The organism is Streptomyces sp. NPDC001880 (assembly GCF_053594575.1).
The window spans coordinates 36,420-58,441 of record NZ_JBSFET010000009.1; the positions used below are offsets into that span (position 1 = coordinate 36,420).

The 22,022-nt window shown below is 71.6% G+C and carries 16 protein-coding genes and 4 pseudogenes; 11 read left to right on the plus strand and 9 right to left on the minus strand.

The window, feature by feature from the left end; translation table 11 throughout:
- Positions 1-83 precede the first annotated feature (83 nt).
- Positions 84-1,334, plus strand: coding sequence for a protein kinase domain-containing protein (locus ACWCQ6_RS07940; RefSeq protein ID WP_451086586.1), 1,251 nt, complete (start codon positions 84-86; stop codon positions 1,332-1,334).
- A 12-nt stretch (positions 1,335-1,346) separates the two neighbouring features.
- Here the strand turns inward: ACWCQ6_RS07940 and ACWCQ6_RS07945 are convergent, their stop codons facing one another.
- Positions 1,347-1,865 carry an aldo/keto reductase gene (locus ACWCQ6_RS07945; RefSeq protein WP_451086588.1) on the minus strand — a complete coding sequence of 173 codons (519 nt, stop codon included), beginning with the start codon at positions 1,863-1,865 and terminating at the stop codon, positions 1,347-1,349.
- 88 nt (positions 1,866-1,953) lie between these two features.
- On the opposite strand from ACWCQ6_RS07945, the gene ACWCQ6_RS07950 reads away from it, so the two are divergent.
- Complete coding sequence (locus tag ACWCQ6_RS07950; RefSeq protein ID WP_451086590.1) at positions 1,954-2,517, plus strand: hypothetical protein; 564 nt, start codon at positions 1,954-1,956, stop codon at positions 2,515-2,517.
- Between the two features lie 215 nt (positions 2,518-2,732).
- A pseudogene (locus ACWCQ6_RS07955) lies at positions 2,733-5,777 on the plus strand (M28 family peptidase); the annotation flags it as partial.
- A gap of 60 nt (positions 5,778-5,837) precedes the next feature.
- Here ACWCQ6_RS07955 and ACWCQ6_RS07960 read toward each other — a convergent pair.
- Positions 5,838-6,884, minus strand: a complete 1,047-nt coding sequence (locus ACWCQ6_RS07960; RefSeq protein ID WP_451086592.1) for a helix-turn-helix domain-containing protein — start codon at positions 6,882-6,884, stop codon at positions 5,838-5,840.
- A gap of 208 nt (positions 6,885-7,092) precedes the next feature.
- A pseudogene (locus tag ACWCQ6_RS07965) lies at positions 7,093-7,899 on the minus strand (helix-turn-helix domain-containing protein); the annotation flags it as partial.
- Between ACWCQ6_RS07965 and ACWCQ6_RS07970 the strand changes: the two are divergent.
- Positions 7,838-8,797: a DUF3048 domain-containing protein gene (locus ACWCQ6_RS07970; RefSeq protein WP_451086594.1), complete on the plus strand. Its 960-nt coding sequence runs from the start codon at positions 7,838-7,840 to the stop codon at positions 8,795-8,797. The pseudogene ACWCQ6_RS07965 and the gene ACWCQ6_RS07970 overlap by 62 nt on opposite strands.
- Before the next feature lie 43 nt (positions 8,798-8,840).
- On the opposite strand, the gene ACWCQ6_RS07975 is transcribed toward ACWCQ6_RS07970, so the two are convergent.
- Positions 8,841-9,221, minus strand: a complete 381-nt coding sequence (locus ACWCQ6_RS07975) for a hypothetical protein (protein WP_451086808.1) — start codon at positions 9,219-9,221, stop codon at positions 8,841-8,843.
- On the opposite strand from ACWCQ6_RS07975, the gene ACWCQ6_RS07980 reads away from it, so the two are divergent.
- From ACWCQ6_RS07980 to ACWCQ6_RS07990, 3 genes and pseudogenes are all read left to right on the plus strand, one after another.
- The gene (locus ACWCQ6_RS07980; RefSeq protein ID WP_451086796.1) at positions 9,153-9,371 is read left to right on the plus strand and encodes a hypothetical protein; all 219 of its coding nucleotides are present in this window, start codon (positions 9,153-9,155) and stop codon (positions 9,369-9,371) included. The genes ACWCQ6_RS07975 and ACWCQ6_RS07980 overlap by 69 nt on opposite strands.
- Positions 9,372-9,659: 288 nt before the next feature.
- Positions 9,660-9,734, plus strand: a pseudogene (locus ACWCQ6_RS07985) (DNA-binding response regulator); the annotation flags it as partial.
- A 343-nt stretch (positions 9,735-10,077) separates the two neighbouring features.
- Positions 10,078-11,406 carry a geranylgeranyl reductase family protein gene (locus tag ACWCQ6_RS07990; RefSeq protein WP_451086596.1) on the plus strand — a complete coding sequence of 443 codons (1,329 nt, stop codon included), beginning with the start codon at positions 10,078-10,080 and terminating at the stop codon, positions 11,404-11,406.
- A gap of 336 nt (positions 11,407-11,742) precedes the next feature.
- Here ACWCQ6_RS07990 and ACWCQ6_RS07995 read toward each other — a convergent pair whose 3' ends face one another.
- Positions 11,743-12,552 (minus strand): LysR family substrate-binding domain-containing protein, encoded by an 810-nt coding sequence (locus ACWCQ6_RS07995; RefSeq protein WP_451086599.1) that lies wholly within the window; start codon positions 12,550-12,552, stop codon positions 11,743-11,745.
- Between the two features lie 58 nt (positions 12,553-12,610).
- Here ACWCQ6_RS07995 and ACWCQ6_RS08000 point away from each other — a divergent pair, with 58 nt between their 5' ends.
- Positions 12,611-13,003 (plus strand): DUF5997 family protein, encoded by a 393-nt coding sequence (locus ACWCQ6_RS08000; protein WP_451086601.1) that lies wholly within the window; start codon positions 12,611-12,613, stop codon positions 13,001-13,003.
- A 15-nt stretch (positions 13,004-13,018) separates the two neighbouring features.
- Here the strand turns inward: ACWCQ6_RS08000 and ACWCQ6_RS08005 are convergent, their stop codons facing one another.
- Positions 13,019-13,549, minus strand: a complete 531-nt coding sequence (locus ACWCQ6_RS08005; protein WP_451086603.1) for a nucleoside deaminase — start codon at positions 13,547-13,549, stop codon at positions 13,019-13,021.
- Positions 13,550-13,682: 133 nt separating this feature from the next.
- On the opposite strand from ACWCQ6_RS08005, the gene ACWCQ6_RS08010 reads away from it, so the two are divergent.
- The gene (locus ACWCQ6_RS08010; RefSeq protein ID WP_451086605.1) at positions 13,683-14,897 is read left to right on the plus strand and encodes an MFS transporter; all 1,215 of its coding nucleotides are present in this window, start codon (positions 13,683-13,685) and stop codon (positions 14,895-14,897) included.
- Positions 14,898-15,367: 470 nt separating this feature from the next.
- Here the strand turns inward: ACWCQ6_RS08010 and ACWCQ6_RS08015 are convergent, their stop codons facing one another.
- A complete protein-coding gene (locus ACWCQ6_RS08015; RefSeq protein ID WP_451086607.1) occupies positions 15,368-16,546 on the minus strand; it encodes a PucR family transcriptional regulator in 1,179 nt (392 codons plus the stop codon).
- 190 nt (positions 16,547-16,736) lie between these two features.
- Here ACWCQ6_RS08015 and ACWCQ6_RS08020 point away from each other — a divergent pair, with 190 nt between their 5' ends.
- Entirely contained in the window at positions 16,737-18,476 is a 1,740-nt protein-coding gene (locus ACWCQ6_RS08020; protein ID WP_451086609.1) for an aldehyde dehydrogenase family protein, read from the plus strand.
- Positions 18,477-18,550: 74 nt separating this feature from the next.
- Here ACWCQ6_RS08020 and ACWCQ6_RS08025 read toward each other — a convergent pair whose 3' ends face one another.
- Entirely contained in the window at positions 18,551-19,171 is a 621-nt protein-coding gene (locus ACWCQ6_RS08025; RefSeq protein WP_451086611.1) for an L-threonylcarbamoyladenylate synthase, read from the minus strand.
- Between the two features lie 78 nt (positions 19,172-19,249).
- A pseudogene (locus tag ACWCQ6_RS08030) lies at positions 19,250-19,360 on the minus strand (DUF1345 domain-containing protein); the annotation flags it as partial.
- Positions 19,361-19,701: 341 nt separating this feature from the next.
- Between ACWCQ6_RS08030 and ACWCQ6_RS08035 the strand changes: the two are divergent.
- Complete coding sequence (locus ACWCQ6_RS08035) at positions 19,702-22,014, plus strand: FdhF/YdeP family oxidoreductase (protein ID WP_451086614.1); 2,313 nt, start codon at positions 19,702-19,704, stop codon at positions 22,012-22,014.
- Positions 22,015-22,022 lie beyond the last annotated feature (8 nt).

Below are 22,022 nucleotides of genomic sequence, written 5' to 3' on the forward strand. Positions count from 1 at the left end.
GAAGCGGCCCACACTTCGAGATTGGTGCACAGGTGCTGGTAGCTGGTCGGTACCGGTTGATATCCCCCATCGGCCGCGGCGGCATGGGTGAGGTATGGCGTGCCGCGGACGAAGTACTCGGCAGAGCGGTCGCCGTGAAACTGCTGCTCGGCGACCATGCGGACGAGTCGGCCACCGCCCGGTTCCGGCTGGAGGCACAGACCGCGGCCCGCCTGAGCCACCCTCATCTGGTGGCCGTGTTCGACTTCGGGGCCTGGGAGGACCGCTTCTACCTCGTGATGGAGCTGGTCGAGGGCAGGAGCCTGGGCGCTCTCCTCGCGGCCGAGGAGCGGCTCGGCGCCGAACAGGTCGCCCGGATCGCCGGGCAGGCGGCCGCGGGGCTCGCCGCCGCCCACCGCCAGGGCATCGTGCACCGTGACATCAAGCCCGGGAACCTGATGCTGGACGCCGAGGGATCCGTCAAGATCGGCGACTTCGGCATCGCCCAGTTCGTCGACGACCCGTCCGCCGCGCTGACCACCACCGGACAGATCGTCGGCACCAGTCTCTATCTCGCCCCGGAGCGCGCCCTGGGCCGTACCGCCGGTGCGGCTTCCGATATGTACTCCCTCGGCTGCGTCATCTACCAACTCCTGCTGGGGGACCCGCCGTTCCGCTCGGACACTGCGACGGCCACGCTCTACCAGCATGTCGATACGGCGCCGGTGCCGCTCAGACAGCGGGGCGTCGACGTGTCCCCGGCCTTCGATTCCTATCTGCTGGGGCTGCTCGCGAAGCAGCCCGAGGACCGGCCCGATGCCCAGCAGGTCGCCGAGTGGTTCCAGAGCGATGCCTGGCGGGGGCAGCCGGAGCCCCTGCCGCTGTACGCCCCGGATCCGCCCCCGGCGAACGGTGTGCCGCACGCTCCCCCACCCTCTCCGGCGGGGACGGGCCTACCGCGCACCCCGACAACCGCTCCCTCTTACGGCGCCGCCTCGACGCCCGGCTCCGCCGAGCAGGGCGTGGGTGTGACGACGTACCGGCTGCCGCAGTCCGGCGGCCGCAGGCGCCGTCCGGCGGACCGGTCCGCCCCTGCCCGGCGGCGTACCGGCGCCCGGGAGGCGATCAGGCGCCGTCCCAGGGTGGCGAGCGCCATCGCCGGTACGGTCGCCTTCATCGCTGCCGTCTACCTGGGAATGACCCTGTTCTCGCCGGACTCCGGCTCGCCCGGTACCCCGGATTCGGAGCCGACCGCATCCACCGGGCCGCAGTCGACCGCCCCCTCGTCCGTGCCGGAGCAGCTGGAACAGCCGGCACAACAGGCGCAGGACGAGGAGGGCGACGAGGAGGACTGAACCCGTCAGCCGTCAGCCGGTCGGCGACCGACCGGCTGACAGGCCCCGGCCCAGCAGGGACAGCTCCTGCGGCGCGAGGCGGAGCGCACCGGCTGCCACATTGGCCTCCAGATGGGCCGGATTCCCGGTGCCCGGGATGGCCAGCACATGGGAGCCCTGATGCAGCGTCCACGCCAGCCGGACCTGGACGGGCGAGACTTTGTGGGTGCGGGCCACCGAGAGGATCTCCGGCCGTTCCTGCCCGACGGCCCCCGCCTCGCGGCCCTCCCCCGCGATGGCGAAGTAGGGCACGAAGGCGATTCCCTCCTCGCCACAGATACGGAGCATCTCCGCCGAGCCGGGAAGGGACGAGTCGACCGCAAACCGGTTCTGCACGCAGACGACGGGAGCGATCGCCCGCGCCTCGGCGAGCTGTGCCGGCCGGACGTTGGAGAGACCGAGGTGGCGGATGAGTCCCTTCGCGCGCAGCTCGGCGAGCGCACCGAAGTGCTCGGCGATGTACAGCCCTGCCCCGGTCCACGAGCCGTGCATCAAGTAGCCGTCAGGACACTCCGCCCCAGCGTCAGCGCTTCGTCAACGGGCGCCATCAGGACGGGTGGTCACGCATAGCGTCACTGCCATGCGACGCCACATCACCCGGAGCACCCCCGGCCACCACATCGCTCTCCGCCCGCCTCCCCCCGGCACGACCGCCCATGACCAGGGCTGGTCCGCCGATCTGCGATTCGCGATCCACTGCTCCGTGGCGCTCCTCGGGCTGCTGCTGGCCGTCGACACGGCAGCAGGCCGTATCGGCTGGCCGCGTGTCCTGCTGTGGACCGGGCTGGCCGCCCTGTTGTGCGCGGTCCTGGTGCCGCCACGGGTCCGCGCGGGTACGGGATGGCTCTCCTCCCGGGGCCTGCTGCGGGAACGGACCGTGCGCACCGACCGGCTCGTCTCGGTGCGCTGGTCGGACGGAGTGGCCCAGCGCATGGTGCTCCGTGACACCGACGGCCACCGGATCGAGGTCGACCCTGCGGTGTTCCTCGCGAACCCGGCGCTGTGGCACCGGCTGGACGAGGACGCCCGCGGCTGCGTGGAGCGCGGGACCCTGCGGTGCGGTGTGACGGCCCTGCGGCAACTGGCCGATCGCATCGACCGCAGGCACGCGCGCACGGTGTTCACGATCTCCGGACTCGAGTAACCGCCTCGCGCACAGGCGCCGTTGTTGTGCGACATCCCGCGAGTTCCCCTGAGCCCTGCTGAGCCCCCAGCCCCGCGGCCAGGGGGATTCCTCCTCCTTCGCGCGCTCTCCCGCCAGGTGACACAACTCGGATCGCGCACTGAAGCCGGATCGCCGCCGGCCATCACTGACGGGCCGTCGCCGGTCGGACGAAACTGAAGTCCTCCTTCTCCGACAGGGCCGGAAAGAAGTCCTCCCGGCTGGCCTGGGAGACGGTGCTCACCGGGCGTACCGCCAAGGCCCCCAGTCGGCTGCATGTCTTCGTCGACGCGGGCACCGGCAAGGTGCTCGACAGCTACGACGACGTCAAGGCGGGCACCGGCAACAGCCAGTGGAACGGCCCGTCACCGCTGGCCATCGACACCACCGCCTCAGGCAGCAGCTACTCGCTGCGCGACCCGAACCGGCCCGGCCTGACCTGCGCCGACTACAGCACGGGCAGCGTCTTCACCAAGTCCAGCGACTCCTGGGGCACCGGCAACGCCTCCAGCAAGGAGACCGGCTGCGTCGACGTCATGTGGGGGGCGCAGCACGAGTGGAACATGCTCAAGGACTGGCTCGGCCGCAACGGACACAACGGCAACGGCGGCAGCTGGCCCGTCAAGGTCGGGCTGAACGACGTCAACGCCTACTGGGACGGCTCCTCGGTCTCCATCGGCCACAACAACGCCAGCCAGTGGATCGGCGCGATCGACGTGGTGGGCCACGAGTTCGGTCACGGCATCGACCAGTACACACCCGGCGGCGCCAACAACGAGTCCGGTCTCGGTGAGGCCACCGGCGACATCATGGGCGCCCTGACCGAGGCGTACACCAATGAGCCCGCCCCGTACGACGACCCCGACTACACCGTCGGCGAGAAGATCGACCTGGTCGGCAACGGGCCGATCCGGATCATGTACAACCCGGGGCAGACCGGCGACCCGAACTGCTACAGCTCCTCGATAGCCAACACCGAGGAGCACGCGGCGGCCGGTCCGCTCAACCACTGGTTCTATCTGCTGGCCGAGGGGTCGAACCCCGGCGGCGGCAAACCCACCAGCCCCACTTGTAACAGCTCGTCGGTCACCGGTGTCGGCATCCAGAGCGCGGGCAAGGTCTTCTACGGCGGAATGCTGCTCAAGACGAGCGGGATGACGTACAAGCGCTACCGTACGGCCACGCTGACCGCGGCGAAGAACCTCGACCCGGGCTGTGTGCTGTTCGACCGGACCAAGGCCGCCTGGGACGCCGTCAGCGTTCCCGCGCAGAGCGGCGACCCGACCTGTACGCCCAGCGGCAACAACGACTTCACGATGTCCCTGGACCCGGCGTCCGGCTCCGTGAAGCCGGGCAGTTCGGTGACGGCCACGGTGCGGACCACGGTCAGCTCCGGGAGCACGCAGACGGTCGGCCTGACGGCAAGCGGTCTGCCGAGCGGTGTCACCGCGGCCTTCAGCCCGTCGTCGGTGCAGGCCGGAGCCTCCTCGACGATGGCCGTGTCGGCGTCCGCGAGCGTCGCGCCCGGCTCGTACACCTTCACGGTGAAGGGTGACGGCACCCAGAGCCACACCGCGCAGTACACCCTGACCGTCGACAACGGGGGCGGAAATCCGGGCGGCAGCGCACCGGACATCAGCCTCGCCGATGTGCAGGCACACCTCACGCAGCTGAACACCATCGCCACCCAGAACGGCGGCAACCGCCGGGCCGGCAGCGCCGGTTACACGGACTCCCTCGCCTATGTGAAGAGCAAGCTGCAGGCTGCCGGCTACACCGTCAGCGAGCAGACCTGCACCAGCTGCACCTACCGGGGCAACAACCTGATCGCCGACTGGCCGGGCGGCCCGTCCGATCAGACGATCATGTTCGGCGCCCACCTGGACGGCGTCGCGGCCGGTCCCGGCATCAACGACAACGGCTCCGGTTCGGCCACCCTGCTGGAGAACGCACTCACGCTGGCCCAGCGGAACCCGACGATGACCAAGCACGTCCGCTTCGCCTGGTGGACCGGCGAGGAGCAGGGGCTGCAGGGGTCCGAGTACTACGTCGGCCGGCTCGGCTCGGCCGAGCGCAGTGCCATCAAGGCGTACTACAACTTCGACATGGTGGCCTCGACCAACGGCGGCTACTTCATCAACAACGTCAACTCGGCCGCCTCGGCGCCGATGAAGGAGTACTGGGACTCGCTGAGCCTCGCGCCGGAGGAGAACGTCGAGGGCCGGGGCCGGTCCGACGACTACTCCTTCCAGCAGGGCGGCATCCCCACCTCCGGTTACGCGACCGGCGCCGGCGACACCAAGACATCGGCGCAGGCTGCCAAGTGGGGTGGCACGGCGGGCCGTTCCTACGACCCCTGCTACCACTCGTCCTGTGACACCACGGCCAACATCAACGCGACCGCGCTCGACCGCAGCGCCGACGGTGTCGCATACACCATCTGGAAGACCTCGGTCGGCACCACCGCGCCGGCCGACGACTTCTCCGTCTCGGTGAAGCCGGTCTCGGGCAATGTCCAGCCGGGCGGATCGGTCACGGCGAGCGTGTCCACCGCGACGACCGCCGGCTCCGCGCAGACCGTGAAGCTGACGGCCTCGGGCACACCGAGCGGGGTCACCGTCTCGTTCGCCCCGACGTCCGTGCGGTCGGGTTCCTCCTCGACGATGACCGTCTCCGCCGGGGCCCAGGCCGCGGCGGGCACGTACACCATCACGGTGACCGGGACCGGCACGGCCACCCACTCCACCACGTATTCGCTCGTGGTCGGTGGCGGCGGCACCTGCCAGGCCCGGCAGGCCGTCGTCAACGGCGGCTTCGAAAACGGCGTCACCCCGTGGACCCAGACGGACGGTGTGATCAACAACCGGACGTCGGAGAAGCCGGCCCACACGGGCTCGTACACGGCCTGGCTCGGTGGCTGGGGATCCACCCACTCGGACACGGTCTCGCAGTCGCTGACGGTTCCGTCGGGCTGCTCGACGTACAAGCTGTCGTTCTATCTGCGCACCGACACCGACGAGTCGGCGGGCGACCCGACCGCGTACGACACATTCACCGTGAAGCTGGGCACCAAGACGCTCGCGACGTACTCCAACACGGACGCCACGAGTACCTACGTCCAGAAGACCTTCGACGCCGGTGAGTTCGCCGGCCAGACGGTCACTCTCACATTCACCAGCAGTGAGGACGCCTATCTGCAGACCAGCTTCGTCGTCGACGACGTGACGCTGAACGCCGGCTGATCATCCGCAAGTGCGTCATCCGGGGCGGGGCGTGTGCACACACGTCCCGCCTCCGGCATCTCAGCGGATGACGTCCGCCAGCCTGCGGGTGAATTCTTCTGTCTCCGGACGGTTGTCGTGCAGGCCCGCCAACCGGCGGTGCAGGCCCCGCAGTTCCTGCCCGAGCAGAGTCGACGCGGTGACCTCGGTGGCGTCCAGGACCTGTCCGGCAATGGCGATCGCCGCCTGCGGATCCTGGGCGCAGGCGTGGGCGTCCGCCATCCGTACCAGGAGCAGCAACCGTGCCGAATGCATGCCGGGAGGGAGCATCCCCAGCGCGGTGCCGGCCGCCCCGACCGCGCGCAGCGCCAGCCGGCGGTCCCCGGTCGCCGCGGCGAGGTCCCGCAGCGCCCCGGCGGCACCGGACTCCACCCGCAGGCGCACGGAGGCCACGGACAGCCAGGGTGCCTCCGTCTCGTCCTGCTCGCCGACCCGGTCCAGCTGCGACCAGGCACGGTCGATGTGTCCGAGGGTCTGCCGCGCGTCGCCCCGGACCGCGTGTCCGCGCGCCAGGTACAGATCGCTCATCGCGCCCGCCCAGTACCGGCCGGCGGCGGCCTGCCGGATCGCGCCTCCGTAGGCGAGGGCGGACGGGCCGTCGCCCTCCAGCCGGGCCAGCGTGCTCATGTCGCTGAGCGCGGCCACCTCCGTTCCGACACGGCCGGCCAGTCCGGCCCACACCAGCGAGCGGTCGAGCCAGGCCATCGCCGTGGCGTTGCGGCCCCACAGCAGTCGCAGGCAGCCGGCGGACTGCGCGTACTCCGCGGCGAGCGGGGCGAGTTGGCGTTGGTAGGGCGCCGCGGGCAAGGCCATCCAGCGGAGCATCGCGTGCAGGGTGCGCTCGACCACGACGGTCGCGCCGGGCCAGGCACGCTCCTCGTCGGCCCGCAGGCAGACGGCGAGCAGCGCCGTCAGGGCGTGCACCGTGTCGATGTCCAGCGGCAGGCACGACACGGTGGCCGGGCCGAGGGAGCAGAAGGCCGTGTGCAGAGCGACGACATCGGCGAGCACGGGGACGGTGCAGCCGTCCCGGCCGTGCACCGGGCACATCAGCCCGTAGCTGGGCAACCGACCGGGCAGAACGGTGTCCGGTGGCAGCATCGCGCGCAGATCGCCCCCGGCGGGCTCGCCGGGGAGCGGGGCGTGCTGTGCGGGGCGTGCGCCCGCGCTCTCCTCCGTCCGGACCGCCCGCGCCCGCGGCCTCCGCCTCCTCGCAGGCGGCGAGGAGGGCGCCGTCCGCCGACATCAGTCCGTCCAGCCTGCGGGCCAGCGGCAGCGGTGTCCGGCGGGTGCCGTGCTCCGGTTTGCTGATGGCGGTGTGGTCGTAGCCGACGCGGGCACCCACCTGGGCCTGGGTGAGCCCGGCGCGCCTGCGCCACTGGCGCAACCGGGTTCCGAAGGCTCGCCACGCCAGCGCGGTGCGGGCGTCCGGCGCGGGGCCCATGCCCTCGGTCACCGGGAACTCCGCGGAGCACCGCCGGATGCTCCACCCGTGCCACGCCCATGGCTCATAGCCGGGAGGACAGCGAGCGAGCGTGCGCACTGTCCCCTGCGCAACAGGACGATGGCGCCTTCCCGTTCCCTTCCGTTCCAGCGCTCCAGCGCTCCAGCGCATGGTCTGGGCGTCCGTCATATCCCTGTGACCGCCCCGAGATGGGGGTGTTTCGGCCCGCGTGCGCCTCCGTGCCCCCGGTGACTCACTCGGGAGCCGCATGAACGGGACGCCCGCCGGGCATATGACGGATGTCCGACAGGGGGTGGTGGCAGTGGGCCGCATCAGGATCGTCCGACGACCGCAGCTGCCGTCCCGGCCGCCGCCTCTCGACCTGAGGACCCCGTCCGGCCGCCCGCTGCCGTACTGAGCGCGGGCCCGGCGCATCGCCGTCGCAGGCTCTGGATCGCCGCCCCACCGGTCGGAAAGCCCGGGGCCCCCTTCTGCGTGATGATGGGGCAGGAAGTCGTCGCGGCGGGCGGCAGCAGCCGGAGGCGTCGCGTCGGCCGATGCGGAAGGGACGGCCGCCATGCACGCACCCCGGACGAGGAGACCGGCAGCGGTGTCGGCGCTCGCGCTGGCGCTGCTCATCGGGGCAGTGGCCGGCTGCCGGGGCGGCGGGGGCACGGCCTCCTCGCCCAGCAGCGCGGTGCCGCCCACGTCCGCCGGAGCGCGCGCCCATGTGCTCGCCGTGAAGGTCGACAACGTCGATCCGGCCCGCCCGCAGACCGGGCTCGACAAGGCGGACATCATCTACGTGGAGCAGGTCGAGGCAGGTCTCAGCCGCATGCTCGCCACCTATTCGTCCCGGCTGCCGTCGGTGGTCGGCCCGGTGCGCAGCGCCCGGGAGTCGGACCTGGAGCTGCTCCGTCAGTTCGACCGGCCGACGTTCGCCTTCTCCGGGGCCCAGTCCAAGCTTCTCCCGGTCATCGCGGCAGCTCCGCTGGACCCCTTGTCCCCCGAGAAGGACCCCGACGCCTTCTTCCGCGGAAGCGATCGCGCGGCCCCGCACAACCTCTATCTGCGCCCCGGCCGGACATCGCACCCCACCACCGGAGTGAACGTGGCCGAGGACATCGGGCTGCGTTTCGCCGCCGCCGTGCCGGGCGGCAGGTCCGTCGCCACCCGTACGGTCCGCTACCCGGCGGCGAGCTTCACGTTCACCTGGTCGGCCGAGCGGGGCCGGTGGCTCGTGTCCATGGACGGCGCCCCGGCCCTCACGGCCGAGGGAGCCCGGCTCGGCGCGGCCGACGTGGTGGTGCAGTACGTGACCGTGCGGCCCTCACTGTTCCAGGACCGGTCGGGCAGCACCTCCCCGTACACCGAGACCGTGGGCTCGGGCTCCGCCCTGGTGCTGCGTGGCGGCAAGGAGTACGACGTCCGCTGGTCGCGGGCCGCAGCCGGATCCGCGACCTCCTTCACCACCCGGGACGGCGAGCGGATGACTTTCGCTCCTGGCCAGGTCTGGATCGTCTTCGCCCAGAAGTGAGGCTGCCGGCGCGCCCGGCCGCCTCGTCGGCGGGGCACCGGAGTTACGGAAAACCGCAGGGTGGCGGGTCGGGGCGGTACTGGCCGGGCTGCTGGCCGTCGGCTTCGCCCGCGACCCCGGCGACTGGCTGCGTCTGCTGCCCGAGGCGGCACTCGGCGGGGTGCTGCTCTTCCTCGACCTCCAGGGGCTCCTCTCGCTGAACGCAGTCGACGCCCGGCTGGCACGCGATCATTTCGGGCCCTCTGAGCGGGAGTTGCTGGAGCAGCGGATCGCCGAACTGGCGGACAGCCGGGCCGGGGTGCTCCGGGCGGTCGACGCGGAACGCAGGCGCATCGAACGAGATCTCCACGACGGTGTGCAGCAGCGACTGGTGGCACTCGCCATGCGGCTGGGCCGGGCCCGCCGCAACCGGAGGCCGGGGCACTGCTCCAACAGGCCCACCAGGCCTCCCAGGAAGTCCTCACCGAACTGCGCGAAGTGGCCTGGCGCGTCTACCCGTCGACGCTCGACGACCTGGGACTCGAAGAGGCTCTCGGCGGAGTGGCCCAGCGCTGCGGCATCCCCCTGCACGTGAAGTTCGCGCTGTCGCTGCCACTGCCCCGTCCGGTGGGGACCGCCGCCTGCTTCGTGGTCGGCGAGGCCGTGACCAACGCGGCCAAGCACTCCCGGGCCACCCGCATCCGGGTGGCCGTCGAGGGCAACGGGAGCCGGGTGTCCGTGTCCATGCAGGACAACGGCACCGGTGGCGCGGATCCGCTGGGGGGCGGACTGTCCGGGCTGCGCAGCCGGGTGGACGCGCTGGACGGCCGGCTGCACATCGACAGCCCCTGCGGGGCCCCACCACGATCACCGCGGAGTTGCCGTGCGCGTAATGCTCGCCGAGGACTCGACCCTGCTCAGAGAGGGCCTGGCCCTGCTGCTCGCGGAGGAGGGGCACACGGGCGGGCGTGGACACCGCGGAGCGCGGACGTACGGCGGGGCCGACGGGGCCTGGTGACGTGGCGTCGGCCGGTGCAACGGCACCGGCGTGCCCCCGGGGAGGCCGGGGTCGCGTAAGGGTCTTCGACTCGCCGTACGACGCTCCAAACAGACCGTCCCCTTCACCCGAGCAGCTTGCCGGCAAGGGTAAATTGTCATGGTTTCAGCACATCCACATCTTGGGCTTCCACCTGGAAGGGGCCGGATTTCCGGACCGGGCTCCACGTCGGCCGCCCTTGATCGATGATGAAGCGGTTGGCTGCCGTCCCCTGTACGGCACCGGTTCCAGGAAGGGGTTCCATATGCGGGAAACGACGCCGGACCGGTCTTTGTCGGACGTCCGGTCGGACCACGGCCCGAACGAGGAGGCCCAGGTGATCGTGGTGGGGGCGGGGCCCGCGGGATCTGCCGCGGCCTTCCACCTCGCCAGGGCGGGTGTCGATGTCCTGCTGCTGGAGAAGTCCCACTTCCCCCGGGAGAAGGTGTGCGGGGACGGCCTGACTCCGCGCGCGGTGCACCAGCTGATCAGGATGGGCGTCGACATCAACGCTCCGGGGTGGACCCGTTCGCGCGGCATGCGCTGGGTGGCCGGGGACCGTCAGGTGCACATCGACTGGCCGGCGCTCGGCCGCTACCCGGACTTCGGCCTCTCGCGCAGCCGGCACGATTTCGACGACATCCTCGCCCGGCACGCCGTCGCCGCCGGGGCGCGGCTGCGCAGCGGTGTGAAGGTGACCGAGCCCCTGACCGACCGGGCCGGCCGCATCACCGGTGTCAACGCCACGACCGCTGACAAGGAGCCCCTGGCCTTCCACGCGCCGATCGTGATCGCCGCCGACGGCGCCTCCGCCCGCCTCGCCCTCGCCATGGGTCTCCAGCGGGACAGGAACAGGCAGATCGCGACGGCTGCCCGCCGCTACTACCGCAGTCCCGAGCGCTCCCGGGAGGAGTATCTGGAGCTGTGGGCCGACCTCCGGTTCCCCGGCAGCGATCACTTCCTGCCCGGCTACGGCTGGATCTTTCCCATGGGGGACGGCCGCGTCAACGTCGGTCTCGGTGCGCTGCCGCACCGGCGGCACGGAAAGGCGGACCTGCGCGCCACCTTGGACGAATGGCTGGCCCGTACCCCCGAGGCCTGGGGGCTGCGCGAAAAGAACGCCGAGGGCCCGGTCCGCAGCGCGGCACTTCCGCTCGGTTTCAACCGCCATCCCCTCTACACCCGCGGACTCCTGCTCGTCGGCGACTCCGGGGGCATGATCAGCCCCTGGAACGGCGAGGGCATCGGCCAGGCCATGGAGGCCGGTGAGGTCGCCGCCGAGACCGCCACGCTGGCTCTCGCCCTTCCCCGGGGGCCCCGGCGCGAGCAGGTGTTGCGCGGCTACCCCGTCGAGATGAACCGCCGCTGGGGGCGCTACTACCGGCTCGGCAACACCGCCGCCGGCCTCGTCTTCAGCCGGTCCGGCTTCCAGCCCGTCCTCAACCGTTACGTCATGGGGTCGCCGTTTGCGCTCAACGCCCTGGCCCGCCTGCTCACCAATCTCACGGACAAGCCTTCGCACGACCTGATCGACCATCTGCTCAACGGCGTCGTGCGTCTCGTACCGGAACCGAAGGTGCGGCGCAGGGCCTGAGACCGTGCGTGCGAACGGCGTACCGGACAGGGCGCGTCGCGGCGCTCCCCGGTACGCCGCTCACCGGCCACTCGTCGCTCGCGGCCCCGCACACCACGTCCAGCGACGGTGCGTGCGGCGATCCGCCGCACGCACCTGAGCGGCCCCGGGGCCGCGCCGACCGGTGTGCGGCTGAAGCCGGCCGGCGCCGAGGAACTCGCGCGCCGGGAAGGCCGGGCTCGGCGGCGACGGGTTCGCCCCGCAGACCCCGGCCGGGCCGCTCGACGCCTTCGCCCCCGGCTTCGACATCGTCGGTCCTGAGCGCCCGTTCGCCAGCCGGCCATCTGCGGCGACGCCCTACGACCGGCGGCGGGGCCTACCGCGCTTGGCGGCCTTGGGGCCACCCGAGCCGCTCCGCGCACCCTTCCCTGCCGATTTGCTGCCCGTCTTGCCGCTCGGCTTCCCGGCCGATCGGCCGGTCGCCTTGCCCGCCGCGGGCTTGCGCCGCGCACCGTCCGATTCGGTCCCCCGCTTCTGCAGCTGCGCCGGGGGCTTGGGACGGCCCCTCGTGCTGTTGACGGTCCGCCCGCGGACGATCCCGATGAACTCCTCCACCAGATCGGTGGTCTCGTCCTCCAGCCAGGACAGCGCGACCCGCGACTCGGGGGCGTCTGCCATCGGCCGGTACGTGAGGTCCTTGCGGTGGTGGAGACGGGCGAGCGACTGCGGTACGACGAGCAGTCCCACCCCCGCCGCCACGAGCTCCACGGCGTCCGCCGTGGTGGCGGGGCGCTCGACGGCCGGCCGCCCCGGGCGCTGTTCCCAGTCGAGGGTGTCGTCGAGGGGGTGCAGCACGATGTCGTCGGCCAGGTCGGCGGCGGAGACCTCGTCGACCGTCGCCATGATGTGGTCCTTGGGGACCACGACCACGGTCGTCTCGGTGTAGAGGGGAATGGCGCTGAGGGCCGTCCGGTCGATCGGCAACCGCACGAGTCCGGCGTCGGCGTCACGCCCCCGCAGCGCGTCGGACGCCTCGGCGGCCGACACTCCCACAAGGGTCAACGGGACGTCCGGCAGCCGCTCGTTCCAGATCCGCACCCACTTTCCGGGTGTCACCCCCGGGACATACGCGAGCCGGAACGAAGGGGTTTCTTCCGAGCTTGTCACTCCGCAAGGTTACCGGCCCTGGTCAGAGGTAGCGCACATGCTCGATACCCTTGTCCTCATGACGTCGCACAAGACCGCCCAGACGATGAAGCCCGCGACCGCGGCGAAGAAGCTGGGTGTGTACCTCGAGGCCACCCCCGCCGAATTCCGGGAGGGTGTCGTCTCGCGCACCGAGCTCAACGCACTGCAGACCGATCCGCCCGAGTGGCTGCAGGAACTGCGACGCAACGGCCCGCACCCCCGGCCTGTGGTCGCCGCGAAGCTGGGTGTCTCGATCTCGGGCCTCGCCCGTGGCGGAGTCACCGAAGCCCTCACGACGGAGCAGATCGACGCCCTGAAGAAGGAAGCCCCCGAGTGGCTCCAGCAGGAACGTGCCACCCAGGCGGAGGTCCGCAACGAAGCGGTGCGCATCAAGAAGAAGCACGCGGCGCGCGCCGACCGGCAGGCCTGATCCGCCGGACAGGCCCTAACCGTCGACGGACGCGCCCAGCATCCGGGCGTGCAGCGCGCGGACCTCGTCGGCGAGCGCCGGGTCGGGGCCTGCCACCGGGACGCCCGGGGCCACGGCATTGACGGGGAGGGCCGCGACCGGCCCCGCGCCGAGGCCCCAGCCCCTGCGCCACGCCACGAGTTGCCCGCTGCTCGACGCGTACACGATGCGGCCCAGGCCGGCCCAGGCGTGGGCCGCACTGCACATCGGGCAGTGTTCGCCGGAGGTGTAGACGACGCTCGTGCGCCGCTCCTGCGGGGACAGGTTCTCGGCAGCCCAGCGTGCGATCTCGAACTCCGGGTGGCGGGTCGCGTCGCCGCCCTTGACCCTGTTGCGGTCCTCGAACCGGACCGTGCCGTGCTCGTCCACGAGGAGCGAACCGAACGGATCGTCACCGGCCGTGAGCGCCTCGCGTGCGAGGTCGACGCAACGACGGAGGAACTCACGGTCTTCCGCTGTGACTGTCTGCGACTTGTTCACTGTGTTCGTGTCACTCTCTGCGTCCATGGTTCCAGGTTAACAGCCCCACCACATTTGGTATACCATTCAGCTCCGGTGAGTGACCTCGCCGCTGCCCGCTCCCGCATGCCGACCGGCCGCGGCAGCCGGTCCGTCGACCGCGACACGGAGGCACGAGCCAGTGACGAACGCTCCGGCGGACAGCGCCGCGCGGCAGACGGTCTGGAGCGCACCGGGCATGCCCGCACTGCTGCTCCTGACGGCCACGGGATTCTCGGGGTTCGCGGCACTGCTGCCCACCGCGCCGTTGTGGGCCGTACACGGCGGGGCCGACGCCGCGGGCGCCGGTTCGGTGAACGCGGTCCTGATGCTCTGCACCGTGCTCGCCCAGACCCTGGTCCCCACGGCGATCCGCCGCCTCGGCTGGCGGACCACCCTGGTCTGCGGGGTGGTGCTGCTCGGCGTTCCCGCAGTCCCGCACCTGCTGACGGCGGACCTCGGCACGGTGCTCGCGCTCGCCGCGGTGCGCGGACTCGGGTTCGGAGTGCTCACGGTCTGCGGTGCCACCGCCGTCGCCGAACTCGTCGAGCCGGCCCGGCGCGGGAAGGCGGTCGGGGCGTACGGCCTGGCGATCGCGGGGCCTCAGTTCATCCTGGTCTCGACCGCGCCCTGGGTGGCGGAGAACCTCGGTTTCGGGTTCGTGTTCGCGGTCGGCGCGCTGCCGCTGTTCGGCGTACTGCCAGCGCTGCGGCTCGCCCGCCGGCCGGGCGGACACCCGGCCGAGGCCGTCGAGGACCCACCGCGCCGGAACGCACCGACGGGTGGGATCGCCGACCGCCTTCCGCTGCTCCCGCCGATGCTGCTCCTGCTCGGCGTCACGACGGCCGGGGGTGCCCTGATCACCTTCGCCCCGCAGATGAGCAGCGATCCCACCGCGACGCTGGCCGGGCTGCTGCTCCTGACGGGTACGGCGGCCGTCTCGCGCTGGCGGTTCGGATCGCTGGCCGACCGGTACGGCACCCGGCCGTTCCGCTGGCCGCTGGTACTCGTCACGGCCCTCGGGCTCGCCCTGACCGCCTGGGCGGTGACCTCGCCGGAGGCGACGGGCGTACTTCCGCTGCTGGCCGGAGCGGCGCTGGTCGGAGTGAGCTACGGCGGACTCCAGAACCTGACCCTGGTGGACGCCTTCGCCGCCGTCGACCACCGCTCCAGTGGCGTCGCGAGCGCCGTGTGGAACATCGGGTTCGATGCCGGAACGGGACTGGGTGCGCTGCTCGTCGGCCACCTGGCGACGGGGACCTCGTTCTCCACGGCGCTCCTGGCCACGGCGGTGCTCTCCCTCACCACGCTGCCGCTCGCCTTCGCACGTCAACGCGATGCCGGTCCCGCCGTCTGACCGATCAGCGTAGAACTGTTTGGTATACCAACCTGTGCACGGCCCTTCTCCACGCCGAGCCCCAGCGCGGCGAAGGGCATCACACCGATGGCGCCTGAAGGCCGAGGGCGCACCCCCGCACCTCCGTCGCGGCTTCGGGGCGCCCGCGGCCCTCTGGATCTCGACCACCGACCTGTTGCGGCGTGCGGCGCAGCGGAGGGAGCGGTGACTCCGGCTCTGCCGCCCGCCGTTGGCGAACTCCGGTGCCGCAGAGCTGGTTCGCCCTGTGCGTCGTGGCGGGCCAGGACCTGGGGCGTGTTTCGAAAGTAGCGTCGTCCGCCCGGAGAGCGGGGTCGAGAGCGTCCGGCGCGTGCGATCGCAGGACGGAGAGAAGAGAGGAGAGCGCAGCGGGCTGCGCCGACGACCGACAACGCGGCGAGCGTGCGCACCGGGGCCCCGACCAGGTGGGACTTTCGACACACGCCCCAGCCCTAGCGGGTGCCGCCCGCGAGCCGCCGCGCCCGCAGGGCGACGTAGAGCTCGGCGGCGTCGACCGGCCGGGTCGGGGTGCGGCCCGTCAGTTCCGTGATGCGGGCGATCCGGTACAGCACCGTGTTGCGGTGGCAGTGGAGCCGCCGGGCCGCCTCGGCGGTCGAGCCGTCCGCGGCGAACCACGCGTCCAGGGTGTCGAGCAGGGCCGCGTCGCCGCCCTCGCCGGACAGCAGCGGCCCGAGCACGCTCTCGCCGAGCTCGGCCGCGGACTCGGCGTGGGCCGCGACCAGGGTGTCGATCGGGGCGCTGCCGTAGCAGTGGACGCCCACCCCGGCCGGGGGCACGCACTCCAGGGCGATCCGCGCCTGGCGTACCGCCTCCGGCGCCGCGGCGAGCGTGCCGAACGGCCGGCTCACGCCCACCCGCGAGGCCGCCGCCTGCTTCACGGTCCTGAGCACCACGGCGGTCTCCGCCTCGCCGGCCGGGGCGACAAGTCCCAGGCGCTCGCCGAGTTCGGTGGTCCACACGGACGCCACGCCGACGCCTGCCAGCCGGGCGGCGACCCCGGGGAGCGGGTCCTCGCCCTTGCGCCCGACCTCGCCGGCCACGACACGGTACGAGGCCCGCTCCGGCAGCCCCAGGGCCCGCTGGACGCCCGCGGCGCTCCCGAACCGGACGTCGTTCGAGCCCTCGAAGACGCCGAGCAGCATGACCCGCCGCGACACCTCCTCCTGCCGCTCCCGGTCGTGGGCGACCTCGCGGTAGGCCTCGGTCGCGGCCGTGGAACAGCGGTCGAGCACGCCCCAGAAGTGCGTGGAGCGGCGCAGCAGCGCGTCGGCCTGCTCAGCGGTCGTGGCGCGGGCGATCGCCCACTCCCAGATCTCCATGCCGCCGAGCCGGAAGGCGTGCAGCAGCGCCGGAAGCGGGACGCCGTGCTCGGCCTTGATCCGCCCGGCCCGCCGGGCCGTCTCCTCGCAGACGTCGGGGCCACCGGTCTCCCGGCGCAGGACGGCCTCGATGTTGGCGTGGACGATGTCGCGGAGCAGGTCCGGGGGGAGCGCGGCGCGGGTGTAGCCGGACTCGTCCGCGGCGATCTTCCTGACGGTCACCTCGGTGAGTTCGTCGACGGAGGCGAGTATCCCGGCGAAGACGGGGCCGCAGCCCGTGGTGTCGCGCATCCCGCCACGGTACCCGGCCGCGGCCCGGTGAATTGTGCGGCCGCACAGTGCAGTGAGGAGGAACGTGCGGTGGCCGCCCATGGTGGGGCATTCGGGCATCCGTCATCCTGGTGTGGTCCAAAGAACCTTGTGCCACCGACCAACTCCGCAGCACGGCCCGTCCGTGCGGTCACGATCGAGGGAGAGCACCATGACCGCCGCAGCCCCCGAGGACAGCGCCGGGACGACGACCGGGGAGGCACCCGGACTCGACACGGTCCTCGCCGAGCTCCGTGAGGGTGAACGGCGTTGGGCGGAAACGTCCTTGGCCGATCGGGGCGCCCTGCTCGCCCGGGTCCGCGCCACTGTCTTCGCCGAGGCCGAGAACTGGGTACGGGTCGCGAGCCGGATCAAGCTGCTGCCGGACGGCTCTCCGCTCGTCGGCGAGGAGTGGCTCTCCGGCCCGTACGCGCTGCTGACCGCTCTGGAGGCGCTCACCCGCACGCTCCGGACCATCGCATCGGGCCACGGCCCGCTCGACGGGGTGAAGTTCGGGCGGGCCTCGGGCGGTCGGGTGACCGTGCCCGTCCTTCCGCTCACCGTCCGGGACCGCCTGCTCCTGAACGGCTTCAGCGCCGAGGTGTGGATGCCGCCGCAGGTCGACGCGGACACCGTGCGCCGCCGGGCGGGCCTGGGCGCACTGCACCCGCGGCGCACCGCGGGCATCGGTCTCGTCCTCGGCGCCGGCAACATCACCTCCATCGCGCCGCTCGACGTCCTGTACGAACTGGTCGCGCACAACCGGGTGGTCGTGCTGAAGCTCAATCCGGTGATGGGCGAGCTCGAACCGGTCTACCGCCGCGCTCTCGCACCGCTCGTCGAGCACGGTGTCCTGCGCATCGTCGCCGGCGGCGGCGACGTCGGCGGCCACCTCGCGCACCATCCGGACATCGCGCACGTCCACATCACCGGCGCTCTGGCCACCCATGACGTCGTCGCGTTCGGACCGGGCGAGGAGGGCCGTGCCCGCAAGGCCGCCGGCACGCCGCTGCTCGGCAAGCCGATGACGAGCGAACTCGGCGGCGTCTCCCCGGTGATCGTGGTCCCGGGCATCTGGCGCGACGCCGATCTGCGCTACCAGGCCGAGCACATCGCGACCCAGCGCCTGCACAACAGCGGACACAACTGCATCGCCTCGCAGCTGGTCGTGGTCAGCGGCGACTGGCCGCAGCGCGAGGCATTCCTCGGGCATCTCCGGAAGGCCCTGCGGACTGCCCCGGCACGCCCAGTCTGGTATCCCGGCAGCGCGGACCGGCTCGCCGACGCGGCACGCAGCCATCCGGGGGCCGAGTGGCAGGGGCCAAAGGGCTCACGCCTGCTGATCGAGCTCGGCGACGACGACACCCGGGCGGAGGTGACGAGGACCGAGTACTTCGCACCCGTGCTCGGCGTCCTCACCCTGCCCGGCCGGGGTGTCGAGTTCCTCGACCGAGCCGTCGAACGGGCCAACCGGGACCTCTTCGGCACCCTCGGGGCGAACATCGTGATCGACCCGGTCACCCTGAAGCGCCTCGGGCCGGCCTTCGAGCATGCGGTGGCACGGCTGCGCTACGGGACGATCGCCGTCAATGCCTGGACCGCGGTCGGCTTCCTCACCGCGACGGCCCCGTGGGGCGCCTTCCCCGGGCACACCGTCGCGGAGGCCGGCAGCGGGATCGGTGTCGTGCACAACGCACTGCTGATCGACTCGCCGGAACGCACCGTCGTCCGGGGCCCGTTCCGGCCCTTCCCCAGGTCGGTCGCGGGAGGCGAGTTCGCGCTGTTCCCGAAGCCGCCGTGGTTCGTCACGGCACGCAGCGCCGCCCTGACGGGCCGTCGGCTCACCGAGCTGGCGAGTCGTTCGTCCTGGGCGCGCGTCCCTGCCGTGTTCACCGCGGCGTTCCGGGCCTGAGCGCGCCCCCTCCGCCTGGTGAAAGCACTTCGACGAGGCGTCCGGACAGAGCACCCGGAGTCCGGCCGAGGCAGCTACTCGAACCGTGTGACGTCACCGGATCCCCGGCGGACGATCTCGGGTTCGCCACCGGAGAAATCGATGACCGTGGTCGGCTCGGTGCCGCAGTCGCCCGAGTCGACCACGGCGTCCACCACGTGGTCGAGCCGTTCCTTGATCTCCCAGCCCTGGGTCATCGGCTCGTCCTCGTCGGGCAGGAGCAGGGTGCTGGAGAGCAGCGGTTCGCCGAGTTCGGCAAGGAGCGCCTGAGTGACCACATGGTCGGGGATGCGGACTCCGACCGTCTTCTTCTTCGGGTGCAGCAGCTGGCGCGGCACCTCCTTCGTCGCGGGAAGGATGAAGGTGTAGCTGCCGGGCGTCGCCGCCTTGACCGCCCGGAACACGTCGTTGTCGACATGCACGAACTGCCCGAGCTGGGCGAAGTTCTGGCAGACGAGCGTGAAGTGGTGACGGTCGTCGAGGTTGCGGATCGACCGGATCCGGCCGATGCCGTCACGGCTGCCCAGTCGGCACCCCAGTGCGTAGCAGGAGTCCGTCGGGTACGCGACGAGCGCCCCGGACCGGATGCTGTCGGCCACGCTGCTGATGGTGCGCCGCTGAGGATTCTCGGGGTGCACATCGAAGTACTTCGCCATTCGCGGAGTCTAAGCGCTGCCCGGTGTCCACTCCTCCGACGGGAACGGACATGGCCGTATCGGGTGAGTCCCGGTTCGGCCTGTGACGTTTCCGGCGACAAGGTTGATCGTGGTGGCCAGGATGCCGGCGCCGAACACATAGGACAGCAGGCGGTGCCGCAGGACGACCGCGCGGATGGCGGGGCTGGAAGCGCCCGGTGGACGCCCAGCGGCCCGCTGGCCGGCACGGCGGCGACCACGCCGGCCACCGCGCCGGCGTTCACCGCTGCGACGAGCGTGGCACCGCGGAGAGCGTCGGCCAGTGCTTCCTGGACATCAAGGGTGACCACCTCGGTGGCTCGGTGGAACGTGCACGGCCGGGACGGGTACGTCCACGCCATCGGCGCCCGCACCGGGGTGCAGCCCGGAGCAGGCACGGTTAGCCTGCCCGAAAAGGATGGATTTCGCCTCGGGATCGCATTGCCCTCGGGAACGCATTGCCTTCGGGACCGCCCCCACCTCGCGCCCGAACGGCGGAAGGGTTGAAGGCCTTGAGCACCGACCACGACGAGCAGCAGCCCCTGGAACCCACAGTCGGTCCCGCCCCTGAGGGCGATCCGGATTTCCATCCCTACCACCACCCCGCCGCGGGCTGGGGCGCGGCCAGGAGCGTGAGCCGGCTCCTGGTACGCGAGGGCCCTCTGGTCGACGGTCCGCGGGCCGTCATGCGGATGAATCACGAGAACAGCGGGTTCGACTGCCCCGGATGCGCGTGGCCGGACGACACCAAGGGCCTGCATCTGGACATCTGCGAGAACGGGATCAAACACGTCACCTGGGAAATGACCCGCAAGCGGGTCGGGCGCGAGTTCTTCGCCGCCCACTCGGTGACCGAGCTGTCCGGGTGGAGCGACCACGACCTGGAGAACCAGGGCAGGCTGACCGAACCGATGGTCTACGACCCCGAGTCGGACCACTACGTCCCGATCAGCTGGAAGGACGCGTTCGAGGTGGTCGGCCGCGCTCTGCACGAGCTCGACGACCCGAACCAGGCGTCGTTCTACACCTCCGGCCGGCTCGGCAACGAGGCCACCTTCCTCTACCAGTTGATGGCCCGCGAGCTGGGCACCAACAACCTGCCGGACTGCTCCAACATGTGTCACGAGGCCAGCGGCCGCGCCCTTCAGGCGTCCCTGGGCACCGGCAAGGGGACCGCCGACCTCAAGGACTGGGAGTCTGCCGACGCGCTGTTCATCCTGGGGGTCAACGCAGCTTCCAACGCACCCCGGATGCTCACCGCCCTCGCCGAGGCCCACCGTCGCGGCGCGCAGATCGTGCACATCAACCCGCTCGTCGAGGCGGCCGCCACCCGCACCATCGTCCCCCACGACTTCACGGACATGGCCCTGTTCAAGACGACCCGGACCAGCACCCTCAACCTGCAACCGCGCATCGGCGGCGACATGGCGCTGCTGCGCGGTATGGCGAAAGCGATCCTGGAGCAGTCCGAATCCGATCCCAGGGCTCTGGACCGGGAGTTCATCGAGCGCCACACCGCGGGCTTCGAGGAGTACCGCGCACTGTGCGAGGCCACGTCGTGGGAGGAGATCGAGACACAGTCCGGGCTGAGCCGCGCCGATGTCCTCAAGGCTGCGCGGGTGTACGGAGAGGCCGACCGCTCCATCGTCAGCTGGTGCCTGGGGCTCACCCAGCACGAGCACGGCGTGGACACCGTCCGGGAGATCGTCAACCTGCTTCTGCTCCGCGGCAATCTGGGCCGGGAGGGCGCGGGCCCCTCCCCCGTACGGGGACACAGCAACGTCCAGGGCAACCGCACCTGCGGCATCGATCACCGGCCGGCCGACGCGTTCCTGGACCGCCTGGCCGAGGTCTGCAAGATCCAGCCGCCCCGAGCGCACGGACTGGACACCGTCAACACGATCAAGGCGATGCAGCGCGGGGAGGTGAAGGTGTTCGTCGGCATGGGCGGCAACTTCGCCCTCGCGGCGCCCGACACCCCGGCCACGTACGCGGCGCTGCGCACCTGTGAACTCACCGTCCAGGTGAGCACCAAGCTCAACCGCAGTCATCTCGTCCACGGCCGCCGGGCCCTCATCCTGCCGTGCCTGGGCCGTACCGAGAAGGACCATCAGCGCAAGGGCGTACAGAGCACGTCCGTCGAGGACTCGATGAGCATGGTCCACCTGTCCGTCGGGATGAAGCGCCCCGCCTCCTCGCACCTGTTGTCCGAGCCGGCCATCGTCGCAGGCATGGCCCGTGCCGCCCTGCCCGGCAGCCACACCCCCTGGCAGTGGTACATCGAGGACTACGACCGGATCCGCGACACCATGGCCCGGGTCCTCGACGGTTTCGAGGACTTCAACCGCCGGGTGCGGCTGCCGCTGGGATTCCGCATCAAGCAGCCCGCCCGCGAACTGGTCTTCCTCACCCCCTCCGGACGCGCCGAATTCTCCACCGCCGCCCTGCCCGACGTGGTCCCGGCCCCCGGCATCCTCGCACTGGGCACCATGCGGTCCCACGACCAGTGGAACACCACCATCTACTCGGACAACGACCGCTACCGCGGCATCAAGAACCTCCGCACGCTCGTCTTCATGAACCGGGCCGACATGCGTGAACGCGGGATCGCCGACCTCGGCCCCGTGGACATCACCAGCACCGCCAAGGACGGCAGCCGGCGCTCCCTCAAGGGCTATCTCGCGATCCCCTACGACATCCCCCGTGGCTGTGCGGCCGGCTACATGCCGGAGATGAACGTGCTGGTCGCGCTGGGCGACTACAGCACCCAGAGCGACCAGCCGATCATGAAGCACATCAAGGTCACCATCGGCCCCGCGGCCTGAGCCGGGCG